The sequence below is a fragment of the Mesorhizobium sp. M1409 genome, from assembly GCF_040317535.1.
Lineage (GTDB): Bacteria > Pseudomonadota > Alphaproteobacteria > Rhizobiales > Rhizobiaceae > Mesorhizobium.
Genome location: NZ_JAMYKV010000009.1, coordinates 38465 through 59865, shown reverse-complemented (window position 1 = coordinate 59865; position 21401 = coordinate 38465). Strand labels below are relative to the sequence as shown.

Annotated in this window: 19 protein-coding genes and 1 pseudogene; 13 read left to right on the top strand and 7 right to left on the bottom strand. The window is 61.1% G+C overall.

Annotated features, from left to right (window positions below):
* Positions 1–2 precede the first annotated feature (2 nt).
* From NKG99_RS10295 to NKG99_RS10245, 11 genes are read left to right on the top strand one after another with little or no spacing between them, the layout of a single operon-like run.
* Complete coding sequence (locus NKG99_RS10295; protein WP_023735764.1) at positions 3–416, top strand: hypothetical protein; 414 nt, start codon at positions 3–5, stop codon at positions 414–416.
* Positions 413–1381, top strand: coding sequence for a P-type conjugative transfer ATPase TrbB (trbB, locus tag NKG99_RS10290; RefSeq protein WP_023735763.1), 969 nt, complete (start codon positions 413–415; stop codon positions 1379–1381). The genes NKG99_RS10295 and trbB overlap by 4 nt, the downstream gene beginning before the upstream one ends.
* An 11-nt stretch (positions 1382–1392) precedes the next feature.
* Complete coding sequence (locus NKG99_RS10285; protein WP_023735762.1) at positions 1393–1701, top strand: TrbC/VirB2 family type IV secretion system protein; 309 nt, start codon at positions 1393–1395, stop codon at positions 1699–1701.
* Complete coding sequence (locus NKG99_RS10280) at positions 1701–1973, top strand: VirB3 family type IV secretion system protein (protein ID WP_023735761.1); 273 nt, start codon at positions 1701–1703, stop codon at positions 1971–1973. The genes NKG99_RS10285 and NKG99_RS10280 overlap by 1 nt, the downstream gene beginning before the upstream one ends.
* Positions 1967–4417 carry a conjugal transfer protein TrbE gene (gene trbE, locus NKG99_RS10275; protein ID WP_352866975.1) on the top strand — a complete coding sequence of 817 codons (2451 nt, stop codon included), beginning with the start codon at positions 1967–1969 and terminating at the stop codon, positions 4415–4417. Before NKG99_RS10280 ends, trbE begins: the two co-directional genes overlap by 7 nt.
* Positions 4414–5139: a P-type conjugative transfer protein TrbJ gene (trbJ, locus tag NKG99_RS10270; RefSeq protein WP_023735759.1), complete on the top strand. Its 726-nt coding sequence runs from the start codon at positions 4414–4416 to the stop codon at positions 5137–5139. Before trbE ends, trbJ begins: the two co-directional genes overlap by 4 nt.
* A gap of 37 nt (positions 5140–5176) precedes the next feature.
* The gene (trbL, locus tag NKG99_RS10265; RefSeq protein ID WP_352866972.1) at positions 5177–6499 is read left to right on the top strand and encodes a P-type conjugative transfer protein TrbL; all 1323 of its coding nucleotides are present in this window, start codon (positions 5177–5179) and stop codon (positions 6497–6499) included.
* A complete protein-coding gene (gene trbF, locus NKG99_RS10260) occupies positions 6500–7231 on the top strand; it encodes a conjugal transfer protein TrbF (RefSeq protein ID WP_023724108.1) in 732 nt (243 codons plus the stop codon).
* Positions 7221–8249, top strand: coding sequence for a P-type conjugative transfer protein TrbG (gene trbG / locus NKG99_RS10255; protein ID WP_023735757.1), 1029 nt, complete (start codon positions 7221–7223; stop codon positions 8247–8249). Before trbF ends, trbG begins: the two co-directional genes overlap by 11 nt.
* 10 nt (positions 8250–8259) lie before the next feature.
* Positions 8260–9477 carry a TraB/TrbI/VirB10 family type IV secretion system protein gene (locus tag NKG99_RS10250; protein ID WP_352866969.1) on the top strand — a complete coding sequence of 406 codons (1218 nt, stop codon included), beginning with the start codon at positions 8260–8262 and terminating at the stop codon, positions 9475–9477.
* Between the two features lie 13 nt (positions 9478–9490).
* Positions 9491–9769, top strand: a complete 279-nt coding sequence (locus tag NKG99_RS10245) for a DUF2274 domain-containing protein (protein ID WP_023689356.1) — start codon at positions 9491–9493, stop codon at positions 9767–9769.
* A 38-nt stretch (positions 9770–9807) separates the two neighbouring features.
* Here NKG99_RS10245 and NKG99_RS10240 read toward each other — a convergent pair whose 3' ends face one another.
* Entirely contained in the window at positions 9808–9999 is a 192-nt protein-coding gene (locus NKG99_RS10240; protein WP_352866965.1) for a hypothetical protein, read from the bottom strand.
* Between the two features lie 449 nt (positions 10000–10448).
* On the opposite strand from NKG99_RS10240, the gene NKG99_RS10235 reads away from it, so the two are divergent.
* Together NKG99_RS10235 and NKG99_RS10230 are read left to right on the top strand one after the other, a co-directional pair.
* The gene (locus NKG99_RS10235) at positions 10449–10742 is read left to right on the top strand and encodes a helix-turn-helix domain-containing protein (RefSeq protein WP_023735755.1); all 294 of its coding nucleotides are present in this window, start codon (positions 10449–10451) and stop codon (positions 10740–10742) included.
* A complete protein-coding gene (locus tag NKG99_RS10230; protein ID WP_352866962.1) occupies positions 10743–12104 on the top strand; it encodes a type II toxin-antitoxin system HipA family toxin in 1362 nt (453 codons plus the stop codon).
* Positions 12105–12406: 302 nt separating this feature from the next.
* Here the strand turns inward: NKG99_RS10230 and NKG99_RS10225 are convergent, their stop codons facing one another.
* The 6 genes and pseudogenes from NKG99_RS10225 to NKG99_RS10195 all read right to left on the bottom strand — a co-directional run bounded on the left by NKG99_RS10225 (position 12407) and on the right by NKG99_RS10195 (position 21385).
* The gene (locus NKG99_RS10225) at positions 12407–13702 is read right to left on the bottom strand and encodes a tyrosine-type recombinase/integrase (RefSeq protein ID WP_023735753.1); all 1296 of its coding nucleotides are present in this window, start codon (positions 13700–13702) and stop codon (positions 12407–12409) included.
* A 331-nt stretch (positions 13703–14033) separates the two neighbouring features.
* Positions 14034–15347 (bottom strand): HlyD family type I secretion periplasmic adaptor subunit, encoded by a 1314-nt coding sequence (locus NKG99_RS10220; protein ID WP_352675652.1) that lies wholly within the window; start codon positions 15345–15347, stop codon positions 14034–14036.
* Entirely contained in the window at positions 15322–17097 is a 1776-nt protein-coding gene (locus NKG99_RS10215) for a type I secretion system permease/ATPase (RefSeq protein WP_352554106.1), read from the bottom strand. Before NKG99_RS10215 ends, NKG99_RS10220 begins: the two co-directional genes overlap by 26 nt.
* 397 nt (positions 17098–17494) lie before the next feature.
* Positions 17495–18295, bottom strand: coding sequence for a calcium-binding protein (locus NKG99_RS10210; RefSeq protein WP_352866959.1), 801 nt, complete (start codon positions 18293–18295; stop codon positions 17495–17497).
* 722 nt (positions 18296–19017) lie between these two features.
* Positions 19018–19530, bottom strand: a pseudogene (locus tag NKG99_RS10205) (beta-barrel domain-containing protein); the annotation flags it as partial.
* Positions 19531–20434: 904 nt separating this feature from the next.
* Positions 20435–21385, bottom strand: a complete 951-nt coding sequence (locus NKG99_RS10195; RefSeq protein ID WP_023766917.1) for a LysR family transcriptional regulator — start codon at positions 21383–21385, stop codon at positions 20435–20437.
* Between the last annotated feature and the right edge of the window lie 16 nt (positions 21386–21401).

Sequence of the window (21401 nt, the reverse complement as noted above, 5' to 3'; positions counted from 1 at the left end):
CCATGAAGCCCCATCGCATTCGCCACCAGTTTCTGCTCGAACCCGCGTTAAGCGAGAAGCTGGAAACGCTCAGCCGCAACCCGTCGACCACAAAATCGGCGATCGTTGCGAAAGCGGTCGAGGCCTTCATCGAGCGGCGTGGCGAGAACGAACTCGACAATCGTTATGGCAGGCGTCTCGACCGTCTTTCCCGCGACCTCGACCATATCCGAACCGATGTCGAGGTGATCCTGGAGAGCCTCGCACTCTTCATACGCTTTTCGATCACGCTTCATTCCCACACGCCGGTCCCGGATCGGGCGACACAGGCGATTGCCCAAGAGCGCTTTGACAAATTCGTCGAGCAGGTCGGTCGCCAGATCGCCTCCGGGACGCGCTCGCTTGGCAATGGCAATGGCAATGGAGGCGAAGGATGAGCTCTCATCCCGCAGCCGACCACCGCCGCCGCGCCATGCTGCGCACAGCCATGGGCCCCGCGATCACCGAGGCCCTTGCCGATCCGACCGTCATCGAGGTGATGGTCAACCCCGACGGCGCGCTGCGGCTCGACCGGTTGGGAGAAGGCCGGGTCGATACCGGCGTGCATATGCATCCTTCCGAGGCCGAACGCATCGTCCGCCTCGTTGCCTCTCACGTGCGCGCCGAGGCGCATGCGGACAACCCAATCGTCAGTGCCGAACTACCCTCAGGCGAGCGTTTCGAGGGCCTGTTGCCGCCAATCGTCTTGGCGCCATGCTTTGCCATCCGCAAGCCGGCAGCAAAACTCTACACGCTGGCCAACTATGTCGCCGATCGCATCATGCTCCCGCTGCAGGCTGATGTCCTGAGGAAGGCGGTACGCGAGCGGCGCAACATCCTGGTCGCCGGCGGCACATCATCGGGCAAAACGACCCTTGCCAATGCTCTTCTGGCAGAAGTCGCCGAATGCGATGAGCGGGTGATCCTCATTGAGGACACCCGCGAGCTGCAATGCGCGGCCAAGGACTGTGTTGCGCTGAGGACGAGGCGGGGCTCCGTCACACTTGCCGATCTCGTACGCTCGACCCTACGGCTGAGGCCCGACCGCATCATCGTCGGCGAAGTCAGAGGCGCGGAAGCGCTCGACATGCTGAAGGCGTGGAACACCGGTCACCCCGGCGGCATCACCACGGTCCACGCCAGTTCGGCGCGCTCGGCCCTCTACCGGATCGAGCAGCTCGCCCAGGAAGCGGTCGTCACCGTTCCCCGCCGGCTGATCGCCGATGCTGTCCACCTGATTGTCTTCATCGCCGGACGCGGATCGTCGCGCCGCATAGACGCGATTGCCGAGGTCACAGGCCTCGACGGCAGTGGCGACTACGCCGTTGGCCAGCTCACTCTTCCGCAACTCCAGCAGCTTTGAAAGGTCATCTCATGCGCAAGAAAATTTGCTTTCTTTCGTCCGCCGCCGTCGCGCTTCTTCTCACGGCCCAGGCTCACGCTGCCGGCTCCGGCATGCCCTGGGAACAGCCGCTTCAGCAGATCCTGGAATCGGTGCAGGGGCCGGTGGCCAAGATCGTTGCCGTGATCATCATCATAACCACTGGCCTTACCCTTGCGTTCGGCGACACGGCCGGCGGTTTCCGCCGGCTGATCCAGATCGTCTTTGGCCTGTCGATTGCCTTCGCGGCCTCGAGCTTCTTTCTCTCCTTCTTCTCCTTTGGTGGCGGGGCGCTCGTCTGATGGCCATGGGAGAGAAGCATATCCAAGGCTTCGAGGTGCCCGTCCACCGGGCGCTGACTGAGCCGATCCTGCTCGGTGGCGCGCCGCGGGCGGTGGCGATCCTTAACGGCACCGCGGCCGCCGCAATCGGCCTTGGCCTGCAGCAGTGGATTGGCGGTCTAGTGCTCTGGATCGCCGGCCACACGCTCGCGGTCTTTGCCGCACGGCGCGACCCGGACTTTGCCAGCGTACTTGTCCGTCATCTTCGTCAGAAGGGCTGGCTTGCATGCTGAAGCTTTCCGAATACCGCGGCAAAGCCGACCGGCTTGCCGACCATCTGCCCTGGGCAGCACTCGTCGCGCCCGGCATCGTGCTCAACAAGGATGGCAGCTTCCAACGGACATTGCGGTTTCGTGGCCCCGACCTTGAAAGCGCCACGGAGGCCGAACTTATCGGCATATGCGCGCGGGCAAACAATGCGCTGAGAAGGCTCGGCTCTGGCTGGGCGCTGTTCTTCGAGGCCGAGCGCATCGAAGCGCTGGGCTATCCGAGCTCGGCCCTTCCCGATGCTGCCTCATGGCTGATCGATGAGGAACGGCGCGCGGCCTTCGAGGGCAAGGTCGCGCATTTCGAGAGCATCTATCATCTGACCTTGGTCTTCCTGCCTGGGCCCGATGGCCAAGCGCGCGCGGAAAGTGCTCTCGTCGACTCGCATCACTTGGGAGGGGAAAGAGACTGGCGCCAGGAGCTTGCCCGGTTCCGAGACGAGACTGACCGCGTTCTCGATCTTCTTTCGGGCTTCGTGCCCGAGGTGCGCGCGCTCGACGATGCCGAGAGCCTGACGTACCTGCATGGCACGATCTCGACCCGCCGTCATCCCGTTGCCGTGCCTGAAACGCCAATGTATCTCGACGGCGTCCTGGTTGACGCGCCGCTGACCGGCGGCCTAGAGCCGATGCTGGGCGAACAGCATCTGCGCACGCTGACAGTTCTCGGCTTTCCGAACGTCACCCGGCCAGGAATCCTCGATGCGCTCAATAACCAGGATTTCGCCTATCGCTGGGTGACGCGCTTCATTCCACTCGATAAGGCGGAAGCCACGAAGACGCTGACTCGGCTCCGCCGACAGTGGTTTGCCAAGCGCAAATCGATCGCGGCTATTCTGCGCGAGGTGGTGACCAACGAACCGGTGCCTCTCGTCGACAGCGACGCCGACAACAAGGCGCTCGATGCCGATGCAGCACTGCAGGCATTGGGCGGCGATCATGTCGGCTTCGGCTATCTCACCACAACGGTGACGGTGTGGGATCAGAACCGTAAAGCCGCCGCGGAAAAGCTTCGCGCCGTCGAGCGGATCGTCAACGGGCTCGGCTTCACCACCATTCGCGAAAGCATCAATGCCGTCGAAGCGTGGCTTGGTTCATTGCCGGGTCATGTCTACGCCAACGTTCGCCAGCCGCTCGTTCACACGCTTAACCTTGCCCATCTCATGCCGCTGTCGTCCGTGTGGGCAGGTCCAGCGGAGAACGAGCATCTTGCCGAGGTCACCGGCGATTACGCTCCGCCGCTTCTTTTCGCCGAAACCAGCGGCTCGGCGCCGTTTCGGCTTTCGACCCATATCGGCGATGTCGGCCACATGCTGATTGTCGGGCCGACCGGTGCCGGCAAGTCGGTTCTGCTTGCCCTGATCGCTTTGCAGTTCCGGCGCTACGCTGGCGCGCAAATCTATGTCTTCGACAAAGGCAATTCGGCCCGCGCCGCCGCGCTTGCCATGGGCGGCGACCACCATGCGTTGGGTGCGAATGGTGCGCTTGCTTTCCAGCCGCTGCGCCACATCGACGACCCGGCCACACAGAGCTGGGCGGCCGAATGGATCGCCGGCCTCATTGCCCACGAGAATGTCACCGTCACCCCGGAGGTGAAGGAGGCAATCTGGTCGGCGCTCACCAGCCTCGCCACCGCGCCGGCGCAGGAACGCACGCTGACTGGTCTGTCGGTCCTGCTTCAGTCCAATGCGCTCAAATCGGCGTTGATGCCCTACACGCTCGACGGTTCATTCGGCCGGCTGCTCGATGCCGATGACGACCGGCTGGCCATCTCGGATGTGCAGTGTTTCGAGACCCAGGAGCTGATGCACAGCCAAGGCGCTGTGCTGCCTGTGCTCACCTATCTGTTCCATCGTCTTGAGGACCGGTTTGACGGGCGGCCGACGCTGCTCATGCTCGACGAGGCCTGGGTCTATCTCGACCACCCGCTCTTTGCCGCCCGCATCCGCGAATGGCTTAAGGTGCTGCGTAAGAAAAACGTCTCCGTCATCTTCGCGACGCAGTCGCTTGCCGACATCGCCGGCTCTTCTATCGCACCCGCAATCATCGAGAGCTGCCCGCAGCGCATTTTTCTCCCCAATGATCGTGCGGTGGAGCCGCAGGCACGGGCAGCCTATGAGCGCTTCGGTCTTAATGAGCGACAGATCGAATTGGTCGCCCGCGCCACGCCGAAGCGCCACTACTATCTGCAGTCGCGCCGCGGCAATCGCCTTTTCGAGCTCGGGCTAGGCCCGATCGCTCTTGCGCTTTGCGGCGCCTCCGACCCGGCCGCGCAGACCCTGATCGACAATATTCTTTCCGAAGAAGGGCGAGGCAGCTTTGCCGCCCGTTTCTTCAGTGCGCGCGGCCTGGATTGGGCTGCCGAGCTTCTCCAGCAATTTCCTCAACCTAACAAGGAGCAATCGTCATGATCGGACGCCGCCTTTTTACTAGCCTGGTCACCGTTTCCCTGATCGCCAAACCGATGGCTGACTACGTCCAGCCGGCCTATGCGCTCATCGTGTTTGACCCGTCCAACTATACGCAGAATGTGCTGTCGGCAGCACGCGCATTGGAGCAGATCAACAACCAAATCCAGTCGCTTCAGAACCAGGCGACCATGCTGCAGAACATGGCGCGCAACCTTCAGCGCCTGGATTTCTCTTCCGTGGGCCAGCTTACCGGCTCGCTCCAACGGATTGACGGTCTGATGACCCAGGCGAGCGGCCTGAGCTTCGATCTCGATAAGCTGCAGGACCAGTGGCGCCGGCAATATCCGGAAAGCTACGACGCCACCATCAAGGTCAGCGATGTGGCGAGCGCCGCGCGCGAGCGCTGGCAGAGCGCCATGCAGGCGTTCCGCCAGACCATGAGCGCGCAGTCGCAGATCGTCGAGAACGTGCAGGCCGATGGCGACCTGCTTACCGACCTCGTCCATCGCAGTCAGGGCGCGGCAGGTGCCCTCGAGGCAAGCCAGGCCACCAATCAGCTGATCGCGCTTTCGACCAAGCAGCAGATGCAGATCCAGACGCTGCTTGCGACCCAGTTCCGGGCCGAGGCCGAGGATGCGGCGCGCAAGGCGCAGTCCGAGGAAGCCGCTCGCGAGACGACGAAGCGTTTCCTGGGCACCGGCACGGCTTATCCCGGCAACTGATCGGCAGTTCTTCAAGACAACGGAGGAAGGCGGCGACATGAACGACCTCGGAGTCATCGATCGCTTCATGGAGACCTTTACCCGCTACATTGACAGTGGGTTCGGTCTGCTTTCGGGCGACGTTGCCTTTCTCACCACCATTCTGATCGGCATTGACATCACGCTCGCGGGCTTGGTCTGGGCGTTCGGCGGCGAGCCCAACATTCTTGGCCGGCTTGTTCGCAAAGTGCTCTATGTCGGCGCCTTCGCCTTCGTCCTGAACAATTTCAAGAACCTCGCCGACATAATTTACCGCTCCTTTGCCGGTCTCGGCATCAACGCATCGGCCGGCAACCTGTCCGCCGACAGTCTCCTGCGGCCAGGCCGCATTGCCGCGGCCGGCTTCGAGGGCGCCTGGCCGCTCCTCAATCAAGCGAGCCAGCTAGTAGGCTTCCCCGAGATCTTCGGTAACGCGCTCACCATCTTCGTGCTGCTTCTGGCCTGGTTCCTGGTCCTCATCGCCTTCTTCATTCTTTCCATCCAGCTCTTCATCACCATCCTCGAGTTCAAGCTCACCACGCTGGCCGGCTTCGTTCTGGTGCCCTTCGCGCTCTGGAACCGCTCGGCGTTTCTGGCCGAGCGCGTGCTCGGCAATGTGATTTCGTCGGGCATCAAGGTGATGGTGCTTGCCGTCATCGTCGGCATCGGCTCCACGCTCTTTGGCGAGTTCGCTTCCGCCCTGCAGGGCCAGGAGCCGGACCTGGCGGCGGCCATGTCTCAGGTGCTGGGTGCGCTGGCGCTGCTTGGGCTCGGCATTTTCGGCCCCGGGATTGCCTCGGGTCTTGTTTCCGGCGCGCCGCAGCTTGGAGCCGGCGCGGCACTTGGAACAACGGCGGCCGCAGCTGGATCAACGCTCGTTGCCGGAGGCGCTGCGTTTGCCGGCGCGCGCATGGCAACAGGCGGCGGCCTCGCCGCAGTCCGTGCCGGCACCGCCATGGGGTCCGCTGCCACCGTCGCTTGGCAGACGGGGCGCGCGACATCGCCCGAGTCCGGGCTGTCCGGGGTAGCTGCTGGGCTGCAGGGGGTTGCGAGTGCCGCTAGCGGCGCCGCGATGCGGGGAATGCGATCCGCAGCAGAACCATTCCGCCGTAGTGCCGACGCCGGTCGCGATGCCGGCTGGACCGCGACCGGCGGCATGCCGACCGCGTCAAAGACAGGAACCTCGCCCGCTGCAGCCTCTGACCCTGCGCCGGTCTGGGTAAGGCGTCTGCGTTCCGAACAGACCGCACGCGCCCATCGCAATGCTGCCACGCAGGCGGTGCGCGATGGAGATCGGGGCGGAAGCGGCGCCAATCCCTCCCTCAATGACAAGGAAGACTAGATGCTCTTCAAGCGACCCGTTCAGCGTTATGGAAAGACGCCCGAACCCGTAACACCCTACCAGAAGGCCAGCCAACTCTGGGATGAGCGCATCGGCACGGCGCGCGTCCAGGCCAAGAACTGGCGCTTCATGGCCTTTGGCTGCCTGGCTCTGACGACGGGGCTTTCCGGTGGGCTTCTGTGGCAGTCGATGCAGGGCCGCGTCGTGCCTTATGTCGTCGAGGTCGACCGCTTTGGCGAGGCGCACGCGGTCGCGCCGGCAGTCCAAAACTACCAGCCCGACGATGCCCAGATCGCCTGGCATCTCAGCCGCTTCATCCAGAATGTTCGTTCGGTTTCCACCGATGCGGTTCTGGTGCGGCAGAATTGGCTGTCGGCCTACGACTTTGCCACCGACCGAGCGGCGCTCTTCCTCAACGAATATGCCAAGGCGAACGACCCTTTCGGCCAAATCGGCACGCGCAGCGTGTCAGTGCAGGTGACCAGCGTGGTCAGGGCTTCCGACAGCTCGTTCCAGGTCAAATGGACCGAGCAGGTGTTCGAGCGCGGCAGCCTCGCCAGCACGACGCGCTGGATCGGGATCCTCACCATCCTCATCCGCCCGCCTAGGACAACCGAGCAGCTGCGCAAGAACCCGCTCGGCGTCTTCATCAACGCCATCGACTGGTCGCGCGAGCTCGACAGCGCCGCGCCAACCCCCGTTTCCCCTAAGGAGCCCGCCAATGACAAATAGAGCCCCATTGCTTCGTGCTGCCTTGATCCTGTCGGCGTCTGCTGCGGTTCTTTCGGCCTGTGCCTCGAAGCCAGTGCCGCCGCCTCAGATTTCCTATGACCACGAGGACTTCAAACCAGCCGCGATCGAGAAGGCGCCGGAGAAGCCGGTCAAGGTCGTGGAAGTGCCGAAGCCGTTACCGTTGCCTGGTCAGTTGATGCCCGGACCCGGCAAGCCCGCCCCAGATAAGCGCTCGCCGGAAGAACAGGTCGCCGATGCCAACAAGGCGGCGACGCAACAACCCACCAAGTTTGGCTATGTCAATGCGGTGCAGGTTTACCCCTTTGCCGACGGCGCGCTCTACCAGCTCTACGCCGCGCCGGAGCGCGTCACCGATATCTCATTGCAGCGGGGCGAGAAGCTGACCTCGGTCTCAGCCGGCGATACGGTCCGTTGGGTGATCGGTGACACCGTTAGTGGCTCAGGCGATGACCAGCGCACTCATGTGCTGGTGAAGCCATTCGCGCCGGGGCTTGCCACCAATCTGGTTATCACGACGGATCGCCGATCCTATCACCTGCAGCTTCAAAGCACGGAGAAGACCGCCATGGCGGCCATCTCCTGGACCTACAGCGAAGACCAACTCGTGGCGCTTCGGCGGCGCAACGCTCAGGCCGAGGCTGAAATGCCCGCGGCCTCGAACGTAGCACTCGAAAACATCCGCTTCCGCTATTCGATCGCCGGCGACACGCCACCGTGGAGACCGACGCGCGCCTTTGATGATGGCAGCAGGGTCTATATCGAATTCCCGCGCCGTATCGACCAAGGTGAGGCGCCGCCGCTCTTCATCGTCGGAGCCGACGGGGACAACCAGCTCGTCAACTATCGCATGCGCGGCAACTACTACATCGTCGATCGCCTCTTTGCTGCGGCCGAGCTAAGGCTGGGCACCAAACAGCAGCAGGTGGTGCGCATTACGAGAACCGACGGTCAGCAACCGCCGCGCCGGGTTTCGCTGTTTTCGCGTTTTGGCAGGTGAGGGGAGGCTCATGACCGATACTTCCCATCCGAATGCTCCGCCGAAGCTCAATCCCGAACAGCTGCAGCTGCGAGCCTCGCCCCGCCGAGCGGTGCGGTTCAGGCGCGGCATAATCGTCGCGATCGCTGCTGTTGGTTCCGGCGCTGTTTTTGGCGTCACGATGATGGCGCTGCGGGGACCCGCATTGCGCCTGAAACAGCAGGCCGAAGAGCTCTACAGCACGGACCGCAAGCCGACCGCCGAGGGACTTGAATCGCTGCCCAAGGACTATTCCGGGAGCAAGCCGAAGGCTCCGGTGCTTGGACCGCCGCTGCCCGGGGATCTCGGCCGTCCTATTCTCGAGCACCAGCGCCAGCTTGGCATCGCCCCTGGGCAAGACGTTTCCGCCGAGGCGCAGCGGCTTGCACAACAAGCGATTGAGGCGCGCGAGTCGCAAGTCCTCTTCCGCGTCGAAAACCGGCCCCAGCAGACGGAAGCTTTTGGCAATGGGCAGGGCGGACGTTCACCTTTCGAGACGGCGTCTCCGCAGCCAGACACTGAAGGCCAGCGAGCTTCCGTCGCGCCGGCTGAGGGCGACCAGAACAACCAACAGCGCAAGCTCGATTTCATCGATCAACGGAACACCGGCGGGATCTACAACCCGCATGCACTGCAGACGCCGGCTTCGCCGTATCAGATCATGGCCGGCAGCGTGATTGCGGCAAGCCTGATCACCGGCATCAATTCCGATCTGCCCGGCCTCGTCGTCGCGCAGGTTACCGAGAATGTGCGCGACAGCGTCACCGGCAGCATCCTGCTCATCCCGCAGGGCTCCCGGCTGATCGGCACCTACGATAGCGTTGTAGCCTTTGGCCAAAGGCGCGCTCTGTTGGTGTGGCAACGCATTGTGATGCCGGACGGCTCATCGATCGAAATCGACAATCTGCCCGTGACCGACGCGGCCGGCTACGCCGGGCTCGAGGACAAGGTGGATTTCCATACTTGGCAGTTGATCAAGGGCGTCGCGGTGGCCACATTGCTGGGGGTTGGTACCGAGTTGAGCTTTGGGGAAAATGAAAGCGACTTGGTCAAGGCAATTCGTGAATCCACCCAGCAGAACGTCAGTCAAGCGGGCCAACGGATCACTGAAAAGAACCTGAACGTCCAACCCACGATCACCGTGCGCCCTGGTTGGCCGTTGCGCGTCATCGTGCACAAGGACCTCGTGTTGCGGCCATACACGGGGTGAACAGGAGGACTTCATGGCTAACCTGAAACTCGGAAAACTTCCGGACCGGACACCTTCGAAGATCACCATCACCGTTGGCGCCGACTTGAGCCAAGCACTCAACGACTATGCCGCACTTTACCGTGAGACCTATGGCGAGTCCGAAACGGTGGCGGAACTGATCCCCTTTATGCTGGTCGGGTTCCTGGAAGGCGACCGGGCGTTTGCCAAGGCCAGAAAGGAAGGTCTGCCGGGCGCCGGCGCGTCGGAGAAACCACGAAGGCAATCATCTTCCACACTGGACAACGGTTAGCGCTTGGTGTCGTTTTGGAGCACGCTAGGTTCTTGATCCTACCGCGTTGCCGCCGGTCCGTACTCCACCAGTTCGAGTGCCTCCTCCTTTGTGCAGGAATTCGCCTGAGCGAGTTCGAGCGCCTCTTCAAGCAAGCGATGATTGCGCTCCTGTACATCGAGGTGCGCCGGCGTCGGAAAGCACGCGACAATCCATTGCCAGACGCGGTGTTGAAACGAGCCTGAAGGCATGTCTAATTCCCAGCGGTTACCCTGAGAAGACACTGAGTCTGAGGGAGATTCAAGTTTCAGGGGAACAACTAAGCCTGCTAGACAATAAGTGCATAAAAGCCGTGGCTTTTTCTTGCGGCCGGCCTCGTTCTCTTCGGAATCGATCTTGTCACGATGCCGCCAGACCGGATGCTGAATGACAGCTTCTCGCCAACAGTAATTGAATAGCGGACCAGACCGCTCCCGGCCCCGACAAGTTGTTGAGTTCTCGACCAGCGGTCATTCTCGATTGTACCGTAGCGAAAGGTCGATCGCACATTGTTGCGTGGCGCAATGATTTTATATAGGTTAGTATATGAAGGTCGCCGATATGTGAACCTATATAGCGTTAAATTGATATAGTGACGTATATTGACACCCGTCATATACGAGCCTATATCAGGCTAGCTCATACAGAAATCGTATACGCCATGAAGATCAGAACAGCTCGCGACATTGGAATCCTGATCAAGGAGGCCCGCACCCGGCGCGGCCTGTCACAGGCTGCCTTGGCCAAAATGATCAACACGACGCAGACGTGGGTGTCGTGGATCGAGAACGGCAAGCCCAGCGCCGAGATCGGCAACGTGCTGCTGGCGCTGACCACGCTTGGTGTGGAGATGGACTTTCAGATCCCGCCGGCGCCGACGTCGGCTGATCATCATCATAATGCCGATGAACGGCATGTCGACGATGACGACGACGAGATTCCCTACAAGCTCTAGATGACGATGATCATGATGAACCCGATCGACACCCTCGACGTCTATATCGCTGGCAGACCGGTTGGGGGGCTCCACCACCTGCAGGGCGGCAAGCTTTCGTTCTCCTATCACGAGGCATGGATGGAAGGCCGGGTGGCGATCCCGCTCTCCCTGTCCATGCCGACGATCACCAGGACCTACGAGGGCAAGGTCGTCGAGGCATTCCTCTGGGGCCTACTGCCGGATAATGAGCAGACCCTCGCCAGATGGGCGCAGAGGTTCCAGGTCTCCACCCGAAACCCGTTTGCCCTGCTCAAGAATGTCGGCCGCGACTGCGCCGGCGCCGTCCAGTTCCTTTCGCGTGGCGACCAGATTTCCCGCGGCGAGAACGTGGAGTTGCTCACCGAGGCGCAGATCGGCGACCGCCTGCGCGATCTGCGCAAGGATGGTGCAGCGACCCGGCGAATCGGCGATCCTGGTCAGTTCAGTCTCGCTGGTGCGCAGGCAAAGACGGCGTTCCATTTCGACACGGGCAGCAATCGCTGGGGTATTCCTCTAGGCGACACGCCCACGACACACATCTTAAAGCCGCCTTTGCCGCACTTGCACGGGCATACTGAGAACGAGCATTTCTGCCTGCAGCTTGCATGCAAGCTCGGCATGGACGCTGCACACAGCCAGGTTCTCGACTTTGCAGGCGAAAAGGCGATCGTTCTCGAGCGCTACGACCGCCGCAACATCGACGGCAAGACCATCCGCATCCATCAGGAGGACATGTGCCAGGCCCTGTCGGTGATGCCGACGCTAAAGTACGAGAACCAGGGTGGGCCAGGTATCACGACGATCTCCAAAAAGGTGCTGTCGGCCTCCCTCGACCCCGTCCAAGACCGTCAGACCTTCATGGCCGCGAACGTTTTCAACTGGATCATCGCCGGCACGGACGCGCATGCAAAGAACTACTCGATGCTGCTCGGTGCCCAGGGCGAGGCCCGCCTAGCTCCGCTCTACGACATCTCCTCCATTCTGCCGCACCTCGGCGAGGGAGAGATCCAAGCTGAGATGCGCGACCTTAAACTGGCGATGAAGATCGACAGAGTCTACCCGATCGACGAGATCATGCCGCGCCACTGGGGGCGCTGTGCGTCCTCAGCAAAGGTCGGCGCCGAGTACACGGTGCGGACGATCCGCCATCAGCTCGCGGTGATGCCCGATATGGCATCGGAGTGCGCCCAAGAGCTTCGCCAAGAGGGGATCATCCATGAGATCGTTGCTCGCCTCGTCGACGCGATCGCGACGCGCATCAAGAGCTTGTCCCGGATCTATGGAGAGGAAGCCGCCGCGGAGCCCCTGGAGGTTGTGGAGGTGAAAGTCGGGCGGGGATAGCGGATCCACGGACTAATGCCGGCGAAACGGACGGACCGCACACTGCCCAAGGGATTCTCGCTCTAGTAGCGCGGCCCCGGGCCGGGTAGATGGCCGGTTTCGGAACCGGCCATCCGGCATCTTGAATGACGGGAATGGGGTCGGCTGCAGAACGGCAGCTTCCCGCCGAACGTTGCCCAAGAGCGGCCAGTCCAGTCCGCTCTCGGCCAACCGTCATCATTCACGAACCTTATTGATTCCCCGGAGAGAAAGTTGATCCTCCGGGCCGACGATTTGGCGCGAGTTTCGGCGTTTTTCGACGGTCAGTATGATTTCCGGCGGTTAGAGATTTGCATCGGCGTTTGGTGAACGGCCGCTGTTGGGTTCAAAGTGGATGGTCGCGTTGGCTTGCGGCGTCCCTCGATTGAGATCACCCGCGGGTTTTTGCTCTTGAGTTCATCCAGATAGTCGGCCCACCATTGCATCATTTTCACGCGCTCGTCCCAGTGCTCTGCCCGGGCGTAGGCGCGCCGAACGTCGTTGTTCTCAATGTGGGCCAGCTGCCGCTCTATGGCGTCCGGATGCCACTTGCCGCATTCGTTCAGCAGAGTTGATGCCGTTGCTCGAAAACCATGCGCGGTAGCTTCTTCCTTGCTGTAACCCATACGACGCAGTGCGGCGTTAAGGGTATTGTCGGAAATCGGACGCGAAGCCGATCGAACACTAGGAAACAGCAGCGATCCATCACCAGAGATTTCTCTCAGTGAAGTCAGGACGCTGATCGCTTGCTTTGATAGGGGTATGCGGTGCGGCCGTCGCATTTTCATGCGTGCTTCAGGGATCGTCCACACCGAGCTTTCAAAATCGAACTCTTCCCATTCCGCGGCGCGAAGCTCGCCTGGGCGGGGAAACAGCAGCGCTATCAGCTTCAGACCGGCTCGGGTTGTAGGCTGTCCGTCAAATGCATGGATCGCCCTCAGCAAACCGCCCAAGGCCTTCGGATCGGTAATCGCGGCGCGAGACGTTACCTTCGGACTGATGAGTGCGCCTCTGAGGGCGAAGGTCGGATCTGTCTCGGCGCGTGCGGTCGCGATCGCGTATCGAAACACGCTGCCGATGGTGGAGCGCAGTCGCCTGGCCGACTCATACCGACCGCGAACCTCCACGCGACGGAGGGCGGTAAGGATGCTGGCCGGCTCGATCTCCCGAATGCACTTGTCGCCGATTATCGGATAGGCAAAGTCGAGCAGCCATTTGACCTTGCTGATCGTCCGGTCGGCACGTCCCTCCTTCTTCAACTTGTCAACATATTCGTCCGCGATTGAGCGAAAGGAGTCCTTTGCCGAATCGGCCTTCCGCAAGCTGCGTTCCTTTCCAGGGTCGACGCCAGCTAGCAGGAGCCTTTTAGCATCATCGCGCGCCTCCCGTGCCTCGGCGAGAGAGATAAGGGGATAGCTGCCCAGCGCGAGCAGTTTCTGCTTGCCGTCAAAGCGGTAGGCGAGCCGCCAGAGGCGAGAGCCCGTGGGCTGTACCCATAGCTGCAGCCCGCCCCCGTCAGACAATTTCGCGAGTTTGGAAGCAGGGCGGGCGTTTCGACATTTCACGTCGGATAGGGCCATTCGTCAGGTCTCCCTTGGCTGTTTCGATACCATCAGGATGTCGAATACCAACGGAAATACCATCCCCCCGCCTCGTTGGATCAAATGCGCCCGAAGCGCTCTCTGTCACGCCTAAATGCGCAATGCGACAGCAAAAGATCAATAATTCCAGTCGCTTGCAGAAGCTGCAGCGTAGACGGTTCGGCTAAACGGAGTGTCGGGAGAAGAGGGGATGGTGCCCAGAGGCGGAATCCAAGTGAGGAAAGTATGCCAGTACTTTCAGGATGTTACTACCCACGTAGCCTGCGAACAACCAACATAAATACCAACAATATATTTCTGTGGATTACTATCATTCCTCGTGGAATGCCCGACTGATTTGGTCCGACAGCGGCTTCACAAAATAGGAAAGCGCCGTACGCTCGCCCGTCTGGACCATCGCTTCGGCCGGCATGCCGGGCACGAGCGTCAGGTCCTTGAGCTTCGTCAGTTCCGCATGCGGAACCGATAGACGCACCAGGTAATACGAAATGCCGTTTTTTTCGTCCGTCGCCAGATCGGCTGCGATCCGGCTGACATATCCGTTCAATTCCGGCGTGGTTCTCAGATTGAAGGCTGACATCCGCAGCACGGCCTTGTGACCAAGCTGGATTTGGTCGATGTCCTTCGGGGTGATCCGTACTTCCAGCGCAAGATCGTCGCCTTCCGGCACGATTAGCATGATCGGATCGGCGGGCGTAATCACTCCGCCTAGCGTATGAACTGCGAGTTGTTGAATGGTGCCTGACTGCGGCGCGACGATATCGATCCGTCGCAGTTCCTGTTCAGCCGCCACCTTGCGCTCACCATACTCCCCGATCTGCGCCTGAACCTCTCTGAGCTCCTGGCCGACTTCGGTCTTGAAATCCTGATCGATCTGCGGGATCTGCAGGCGCGTTTCGGCTATGCGGGCTGCTGTCTGTGCCTGATGTGCGATCTTCTCACCGCGTTCGCCACCGAAAGTGGCAACCTGGATCTTCAGGCTGTTCAACCGTTGGTCCGAGACAATGCCTTGGTCGCGCAGCCCACTCAGAACAGCAATTTCCTTAAGGAGAACCTCGATCCTTTTTTCACAGGCAATTTCCTGCGCCTCGAATCCTTCGATCTCGTGGTGATATTGAGTAATGTGTTCCGCCAGTTGCGCCTGCTTTCCGTCGCGGGATTGTCTGCGGAATTCGAACAGCAGCGTCTCGCTATGTATTGCCGAAGCTACGTCCGGAACATCTCTTCGGACGAGCAGCCAGTCCGGGAAGGCGATCTCCGCGAGATCGTCACGTTCAGCATCGAGTCTTGCCTGGTAGGCGGCGAGCTCATCGAGCCGCTTGGTGACTATGGCGAGATTGGCGCGCGTCTGGGTGGCATCGAGCCGCATGAGGATGTCGCCGGCTTTCACTTTATCGCCTTCGCGCACCAGGATTTCTCCCACCACCCCGCCGGTCGGGTGCTGCACCTTCTTGACATAGGAATCGACGACAAAGTGTCCGGACGCGACAACCGCACCGGAGAGATTCGTGAAGGCCGCCCAGGCTCCGGCTCCTCCCACAAAGATTACGCTCGCCAGAAGGCCCGCCACCAGGTGGCGGCGAATGGAGCTGGAAACGTCATTGTTCTGATGAATGCCGGACACCGGGATCCTCCATGTCAGCGCGCTCTCCCACATGATCCTGTGTAGATTCGATGGCCTTGACGCCAGCGCCTCGTGCCATCGCTGTCCCCTTCAGGACTTTGGAAAGTGCTTCATCACGCGCACCGAATGTTCGCTGCCGTCCACCTTCCATCACCAACACCAAATCCACGGCGCGGATGGCGCTCGGCCGATGGGCGACGACAACCGCAATGCCCTTGCGCTCGCGCACGGAGGCGATCGCCTTAACGACCGCAGCCTCGCCTTCCGCATCGAGATTGGCATTGGGTTCATCCAGCACAACAAGGAAAGGGTCTCGATAAAGAGCACGGGCAAGACCGATACGCTGGCGCTGCCCGGCGGAAAGTGCCGATCCGGCCTCACCGATCGGAGTTTCGTAGCCGTGCTCAAATCGGAGGATCAGTTCGTGCGTGCCCGCTGCTTTCGCCGCGGCGACAATAGCCTCAGGGTCAGGATTATCTTCAAAACGAGCAATGTTTTCGGCAATGGTGCCGTCGAACAGTTCAACACCTTGCGGCAGATAGCCGATATGACGGCCTAGTGCTTCCCGGTCCCATTGATCGAGGCTTGCGCTGTCGATGCGAACCTTTCCGGCGACCGGCGCCCATGCGCCGACGATGGCGCGCGAGAGTGTCGACTTGCCCGAGCCCGATGCACCGATGATCCCGAGTGCGCTTCCCGCCTGAATGGCAAACGCAAGGCCGGTCACGGTCGGCTTCCTTTCGCCGGGCGGAACGATTGTCACGCCTTCGAGGCGCAGTTCGCGTTCAGGTGCAGGCATTGGCATAACAGGAGCGGATTCAGGAACCTTTTCCAAGAGGTCCTCCAGCCGCGCCCAACCCTGGCGCGCCATGAGGAAAGGTTTCCAGCTTGAAATGGCCAGATCGACCGGAGCCAGCGCACGCCCCATCATGATCGAACTGGCAATCATAACCCCGGCCGTAGCCTCCTGTCTGATGACAAGGTACGCGCCGACGGCAAGAATGGCCGATTGCAGCAGCACGCGCAGCGATTTTGAAATGGCACCCAGCCCACCTGCCACGTCCCCAGCTTTCCGGTTGGCGGCCAGATACTTGGCATTGGCCTTTTGCCATCGGGCAGCGATCCGCTTTCCAAGGCCGAGAGCTTGCACGACCTCGGCATTGCAACGCGCTGCTTGCAGCAGACCATTGCGTGCCATGTTGTGGGCAACGGTATCGCTTATTGGCCGTTGCGAGAGAGTGTTGGCAAGGAGTGTCAGAGATGTGAGGCCGACCGCCCCGATAAGTGCCGTCATGCCGATCCAGAAATGAAGGAGGAAGCAAATGCCAAGATAAAACAGCATCCATGGCAGATCGAAGAACGCTGTCGGACCGTTTCCACCCAAGAAGCCGCGAACATTGTCGAGATCGCGAAGCGGCTGCAAGCCGTCGCCCGGCATGCGCGTTGAAAGCGGAAGGCGAACGATCGCATCGTGAACGCGTCCGGAAAACTCTCCATCGAAACGCTCGCCAATCCGCAGCAGCACGCGGGCGCGCAAAATGTCGAGCAGGCATTGGAACGCATAAAGCCCCGCAGCAAGCACGACGAGCCCCACCAGCGTCGATACGCTGCCACTTGCCAGAACGCGGTCATAGACCTGAAGCATGAACAGCGGCGAGATCAGCGCAAGCACGTTGACCGCGCCGCTGATCAACACAACGCCCCAAATAGCGGAACTCAGAGGGAAAGGTCTCAAAGCTGAATCCTTCAAGGAATGGCTTCTCACGTAAGTTCCGGAGGCTGGCGACTCAGCCCCATATTGCTCCCCGACCGGCGACCGACTGCATCCGCTCGCTGGTTCAGGATCAGTGCTCCCGCCGAATATGTTTGGTCCCGGCATTTAATGGAGCGGGTCAACAAACCGTCCGGCTGAAGGTTTGGAAGGGCAACGTCATCGTGGCCGGCCGCAAGGGCCCGGACAGGCTTCCGCCTCCACACTTTCAGGAGATTTCGGTGCACGACCAGCGCGACGCGCAGGGCTTCGTCAAGCTATCCACGCTGCAACTGCTCCCGGGCGCCCCTCGGCCGCCCCGGCCCATGGCAAGTAGCGGAAACGGGAAAGCGCCCGCCCAGGGGGGCGGGGCGCGGTTCCGTATCGGTTTTCTGGATCAAACGAAGGTGAAGTCCGACGCGGTCAGGCCTAGGTCGGCCACGGTGACCACACCGCCCAGGTGGGCGAACTCGTGCGCGCTGCCGTCGGCGGTGACATAGGCCAGAGTTGCGACTCTGTCGGTGTAGCTGCTTTGGTAGACAATGATGTCGCCGGCGTGCTCGCCGGAGATCGCACTCGCTGCCTCATTAGCAGAGTTGAAAGATTCGCCAGTGATTACCACGACATGTTCGCCGTTCGCACCCGAGGCCGCGCCACTGTAGAAGCTGCTCACCGGGTAGCCGGACTGTATGCTGGCGTTGTTGACGAAGTTCGCGCCAAAACCGTCGTTGTAGAGGCCCACCGCATCGAAGGCGAACTTGTCCTCCGCCGGGTTGAAATCGGTGATAGTGGTAATGTCCGGCTTCGACCCGACACTCGGATCGACCCCAGGCACCGGATTGTGGAACTGGAACACGAACGTGTCATTGTCGGTGCCCCCGGTCAACGTATCCTGGCCGTCACCCACGTAGAGGACATCCTGGCCGGGACCGCCGCTGAGCCTGTCATTGTCCTCACCGGAGACGCGCGCGTTGAAGCGGCCGTTGTCGCCGGAGAGATCGTCCCAGCCATCTCCGCCGAAGATGCGGTCGTTACCCTCGCCGCCAAGGGCTCGGTCACTGCCCGGGCCAGCCGAGATCTCGTCGTTGCCGCCACGACCGTCAATCCAGTCACCGCCCTGGAAACCCTCCATCCAATCTTCACCCTTGGTGCCGAGGAGTGTTTCGGCATCCCGGCTACCCTCGATAATGTTTGCCATCGAAAAATACTCCTAATGATGCACCCTGCCTGACGCGTTCATATTGCCCATCGGGTAATTAGAGAAATCGATTGCTTGGATAGACACACATTTACGAAATGGATGCATTCACGTTCACTTCGCCCTTCCGCTGAGCAGTAGCGGGCTCGCAGGCGGCGGGGACGCGCCCAGACGATCGACCCGAACATTCACACTCAAGCGGACGAGGAAAACTTGGTAACCGGCCGCCCTGGTTGGGCCCAAACCTCTCTCTGTTTGCTCGACGCCGGCATACCCGCACCGTAAGCGCTGGACGTGGACAAGTTCCGGTGGCGGCGGGTACGGCGCGGCTCAGCGATGAATGGGGGCCGGAGACGGTTCCTTCCCCGACACGCATGCTGCTACCGCGCAACAAGGGGAGGGCAATTTGCCGCCAATGGTCTCGTGATAGCGCCTTTCGCCGACAGGCTGTCGAAGTTGACCGAAGCCCAGCTGAAACGACAACTGACGGGTCCTCACAGCTGCGTTACGCATTCGCTCACCGTCAAGCCGGCCTCGGAAGAACAGGCATAGGGCTGTGTTGCCGAGTATCTCGCCAGCACTGCCCATTGCGAGCAATGGAACATTAGGGAGCGCGTTCGCGCGAGCCGAGAGTTCAAGGATCTCGGAACGACAGCTTCCGCACGTCGGCCGCACGGGCTCTACGCGACGCGGCCTACGCCAAGCTAACAGAATTACTTTCATTACTCGTGGAATGCTCGACTGATTTGGTCCGACAGCGGCTTCACAAAATAGGAAAGCGCCGTACGCTCGCCCGTCTGGACCATCGCTTCGGCCGGCATGCCGGGCACGAGCGTCAGGTCCTTGAGCTTCGTCAGTTCCGCATGCGGAACCGATAGACGCACCAGGTAATACGAAATGCCGTTTTTTTCGTCCGTCGCCAGATCGGCTGCGATCCGGCTGACATATCCGTTCAATTCCGGCGTGGTTCTCAGATTGAAGGCTGACATCCGCAGCACGGCCTTGTGACCAAGCTGGATTTGGTCGATGTCCTTCGGGGTGATCCGTACTTCCAGCGCAAGATCGTCGCCTTCCGGCACGATTATCATGATCGGATCGGCGGGCGTAATCACTCCGCCGAGCGTATGAACTGCGAGTTGTTGAATGGTGCCTGACTGCGGCGCGACGATATCGATCCGTCGCAGTTCCTGTTCAGCCGCCACCTTGCGCTCACCATACTCCCCGACCTGCGCCTCGCTGGACGAGGACAAGTTCCGCTGGCCGCGGGTGGAGAACGGCGTGATCCGGCTTGCCGCGCCCAACTGATGGCGCTCGTCGAAGGCATGGACTGGCGCGCTTAAGCCGAACGGAGACGGCGTCCGACGTCGGCCGGATAGGCCGTGGCGAAGTGACTCAGGCGCAAAAGGCGGGCCTCTGGCCGTGCAAAATAAGCTTTTGTCGGCGTCATGAAGAGAAGCGCTTTGGCCCGTCTCCACGAAATCGTTCCGCTCAAGGCGATATTCGTCCCCATGGCGGCGGAGAAGGCCGAACTGCAACAACTCCGGAGCGAACACTCAAGGCCGAGATCGTCCGGATGGCGACACTCAACGAGCGTGCCCAGGAGAGGCTCGCCGACCTTCAGGGATCGTCAAGCAGCTGGAGCGCGGCGCTTCGGTCGCAGCTCCGAGAAGCTCGAACGTGCCCAGCAGGCCTTCGCCTTCGAATCCAGACCGGGCTCGGCGCGATTGAGTCCGAACTCGAGGCCGCAAGGCCGCAAGACCGACAGGCGAGCCGCGACGTGCTGCGCGACCGCGCAAGGCGTTCCCGGTGCATCTGGAGCGGGTCGAGATCGTCATCCGGCTCGACCCATGGGGGAAGAAGCGCTCCCGCAGCCAATCGTCCAGCCCGTCAAACGCCGTCGGCCGCACGGGCTTGCGAAACGGAACAGTCCCGCCCTCGCTTAGATGCCGATGCACGGTGTTGCGCGCGCCCCCGAATTCCTTCGCCCGTCGGTTCCCCGCCAACCTCATGCCGCCGCAGCATCGCTGCCACCTCTTCAGGCTGAAGGATCTGCTCTCCCTGCATCGTTCTCGACAATGCAGGAATCGCCCAATCCCAATCGCCATCCATGCCTCCTCTCATAACCGAGGGGTCAGTTTCTCAATTCGGCCGACAACTGAGACGTCCGGTGCTATTAGGCAGGGCAATCATACGAGATGCCTCCTGCAACATCATTTCCCGCATCCATAGGCTTGCCGGATCATTATTGTGAAGCGCAGGCCATTGGACGGCCTCCGTGAATGCGGCAGGAAGTGGCGGCGGAAGTTCGACAATCCGCAAGGGTGTTAATTTCGCGAAATGCTGCGCCAGCCGCAACGGCATAGTCCCGATGCGGCTGGTGCCTGATAGAAGGGGCGGGATCATGCTAAAGCCGTGTACGACGACCTCGATACGTCTCTCGAAACCGTTCTCGAGCAAATACCATTCCTCGATGGAGGGCTGCCGGGTGTCCCCGAATTTAAGCACAACCTGCCCCATCGACAAGTATCGGTCGAATGTAAGTGGCTCTGACAGCTGCTTGTTCGTGCCGCAGCCTACGCATACGAGCATATCTTCGAACAGGGCTGCGCGAGGATGTTTCGACATGAACACTTCCGGCATAATCAGAAAATCAACGTCGCCGCGCCGGAGAAGCTCCTCGGGGTCGTCGGAAATAGGCAGACATTCGAAGCGGACGGCGGGAGCTTCCCGCGCAGCACGCTTTACGATCTTCTTAAAAAATACGAGTGTGAGGTAATCGGAAAGGATGATGCGGAAGCGACGATCCGATCCGACCGGGTTAAAGGGGTCCCAGGAAATAATCGACAGCTGGATGTGCAGCAATGCCTCCCGGACTGCTGTGGCGAGCCCCTCCGCGCGCGGTGTCAAAATGAGTTCGCGGCCGTTCATCGTAAATAGCTCATCGCTGAAATAGGCGCGTAACCGACCGACGGCGGCGCTCATGGCCGGCTGACTCAGGTTAATACTGCGGGCTGCGGCGGTGACTTTACGCTCCCTGATCAAAGCGTCCAGCACAACGAGGAGATTTAGATCGAGTCCCTTAAAACGCATGCATTGACCTATCCGA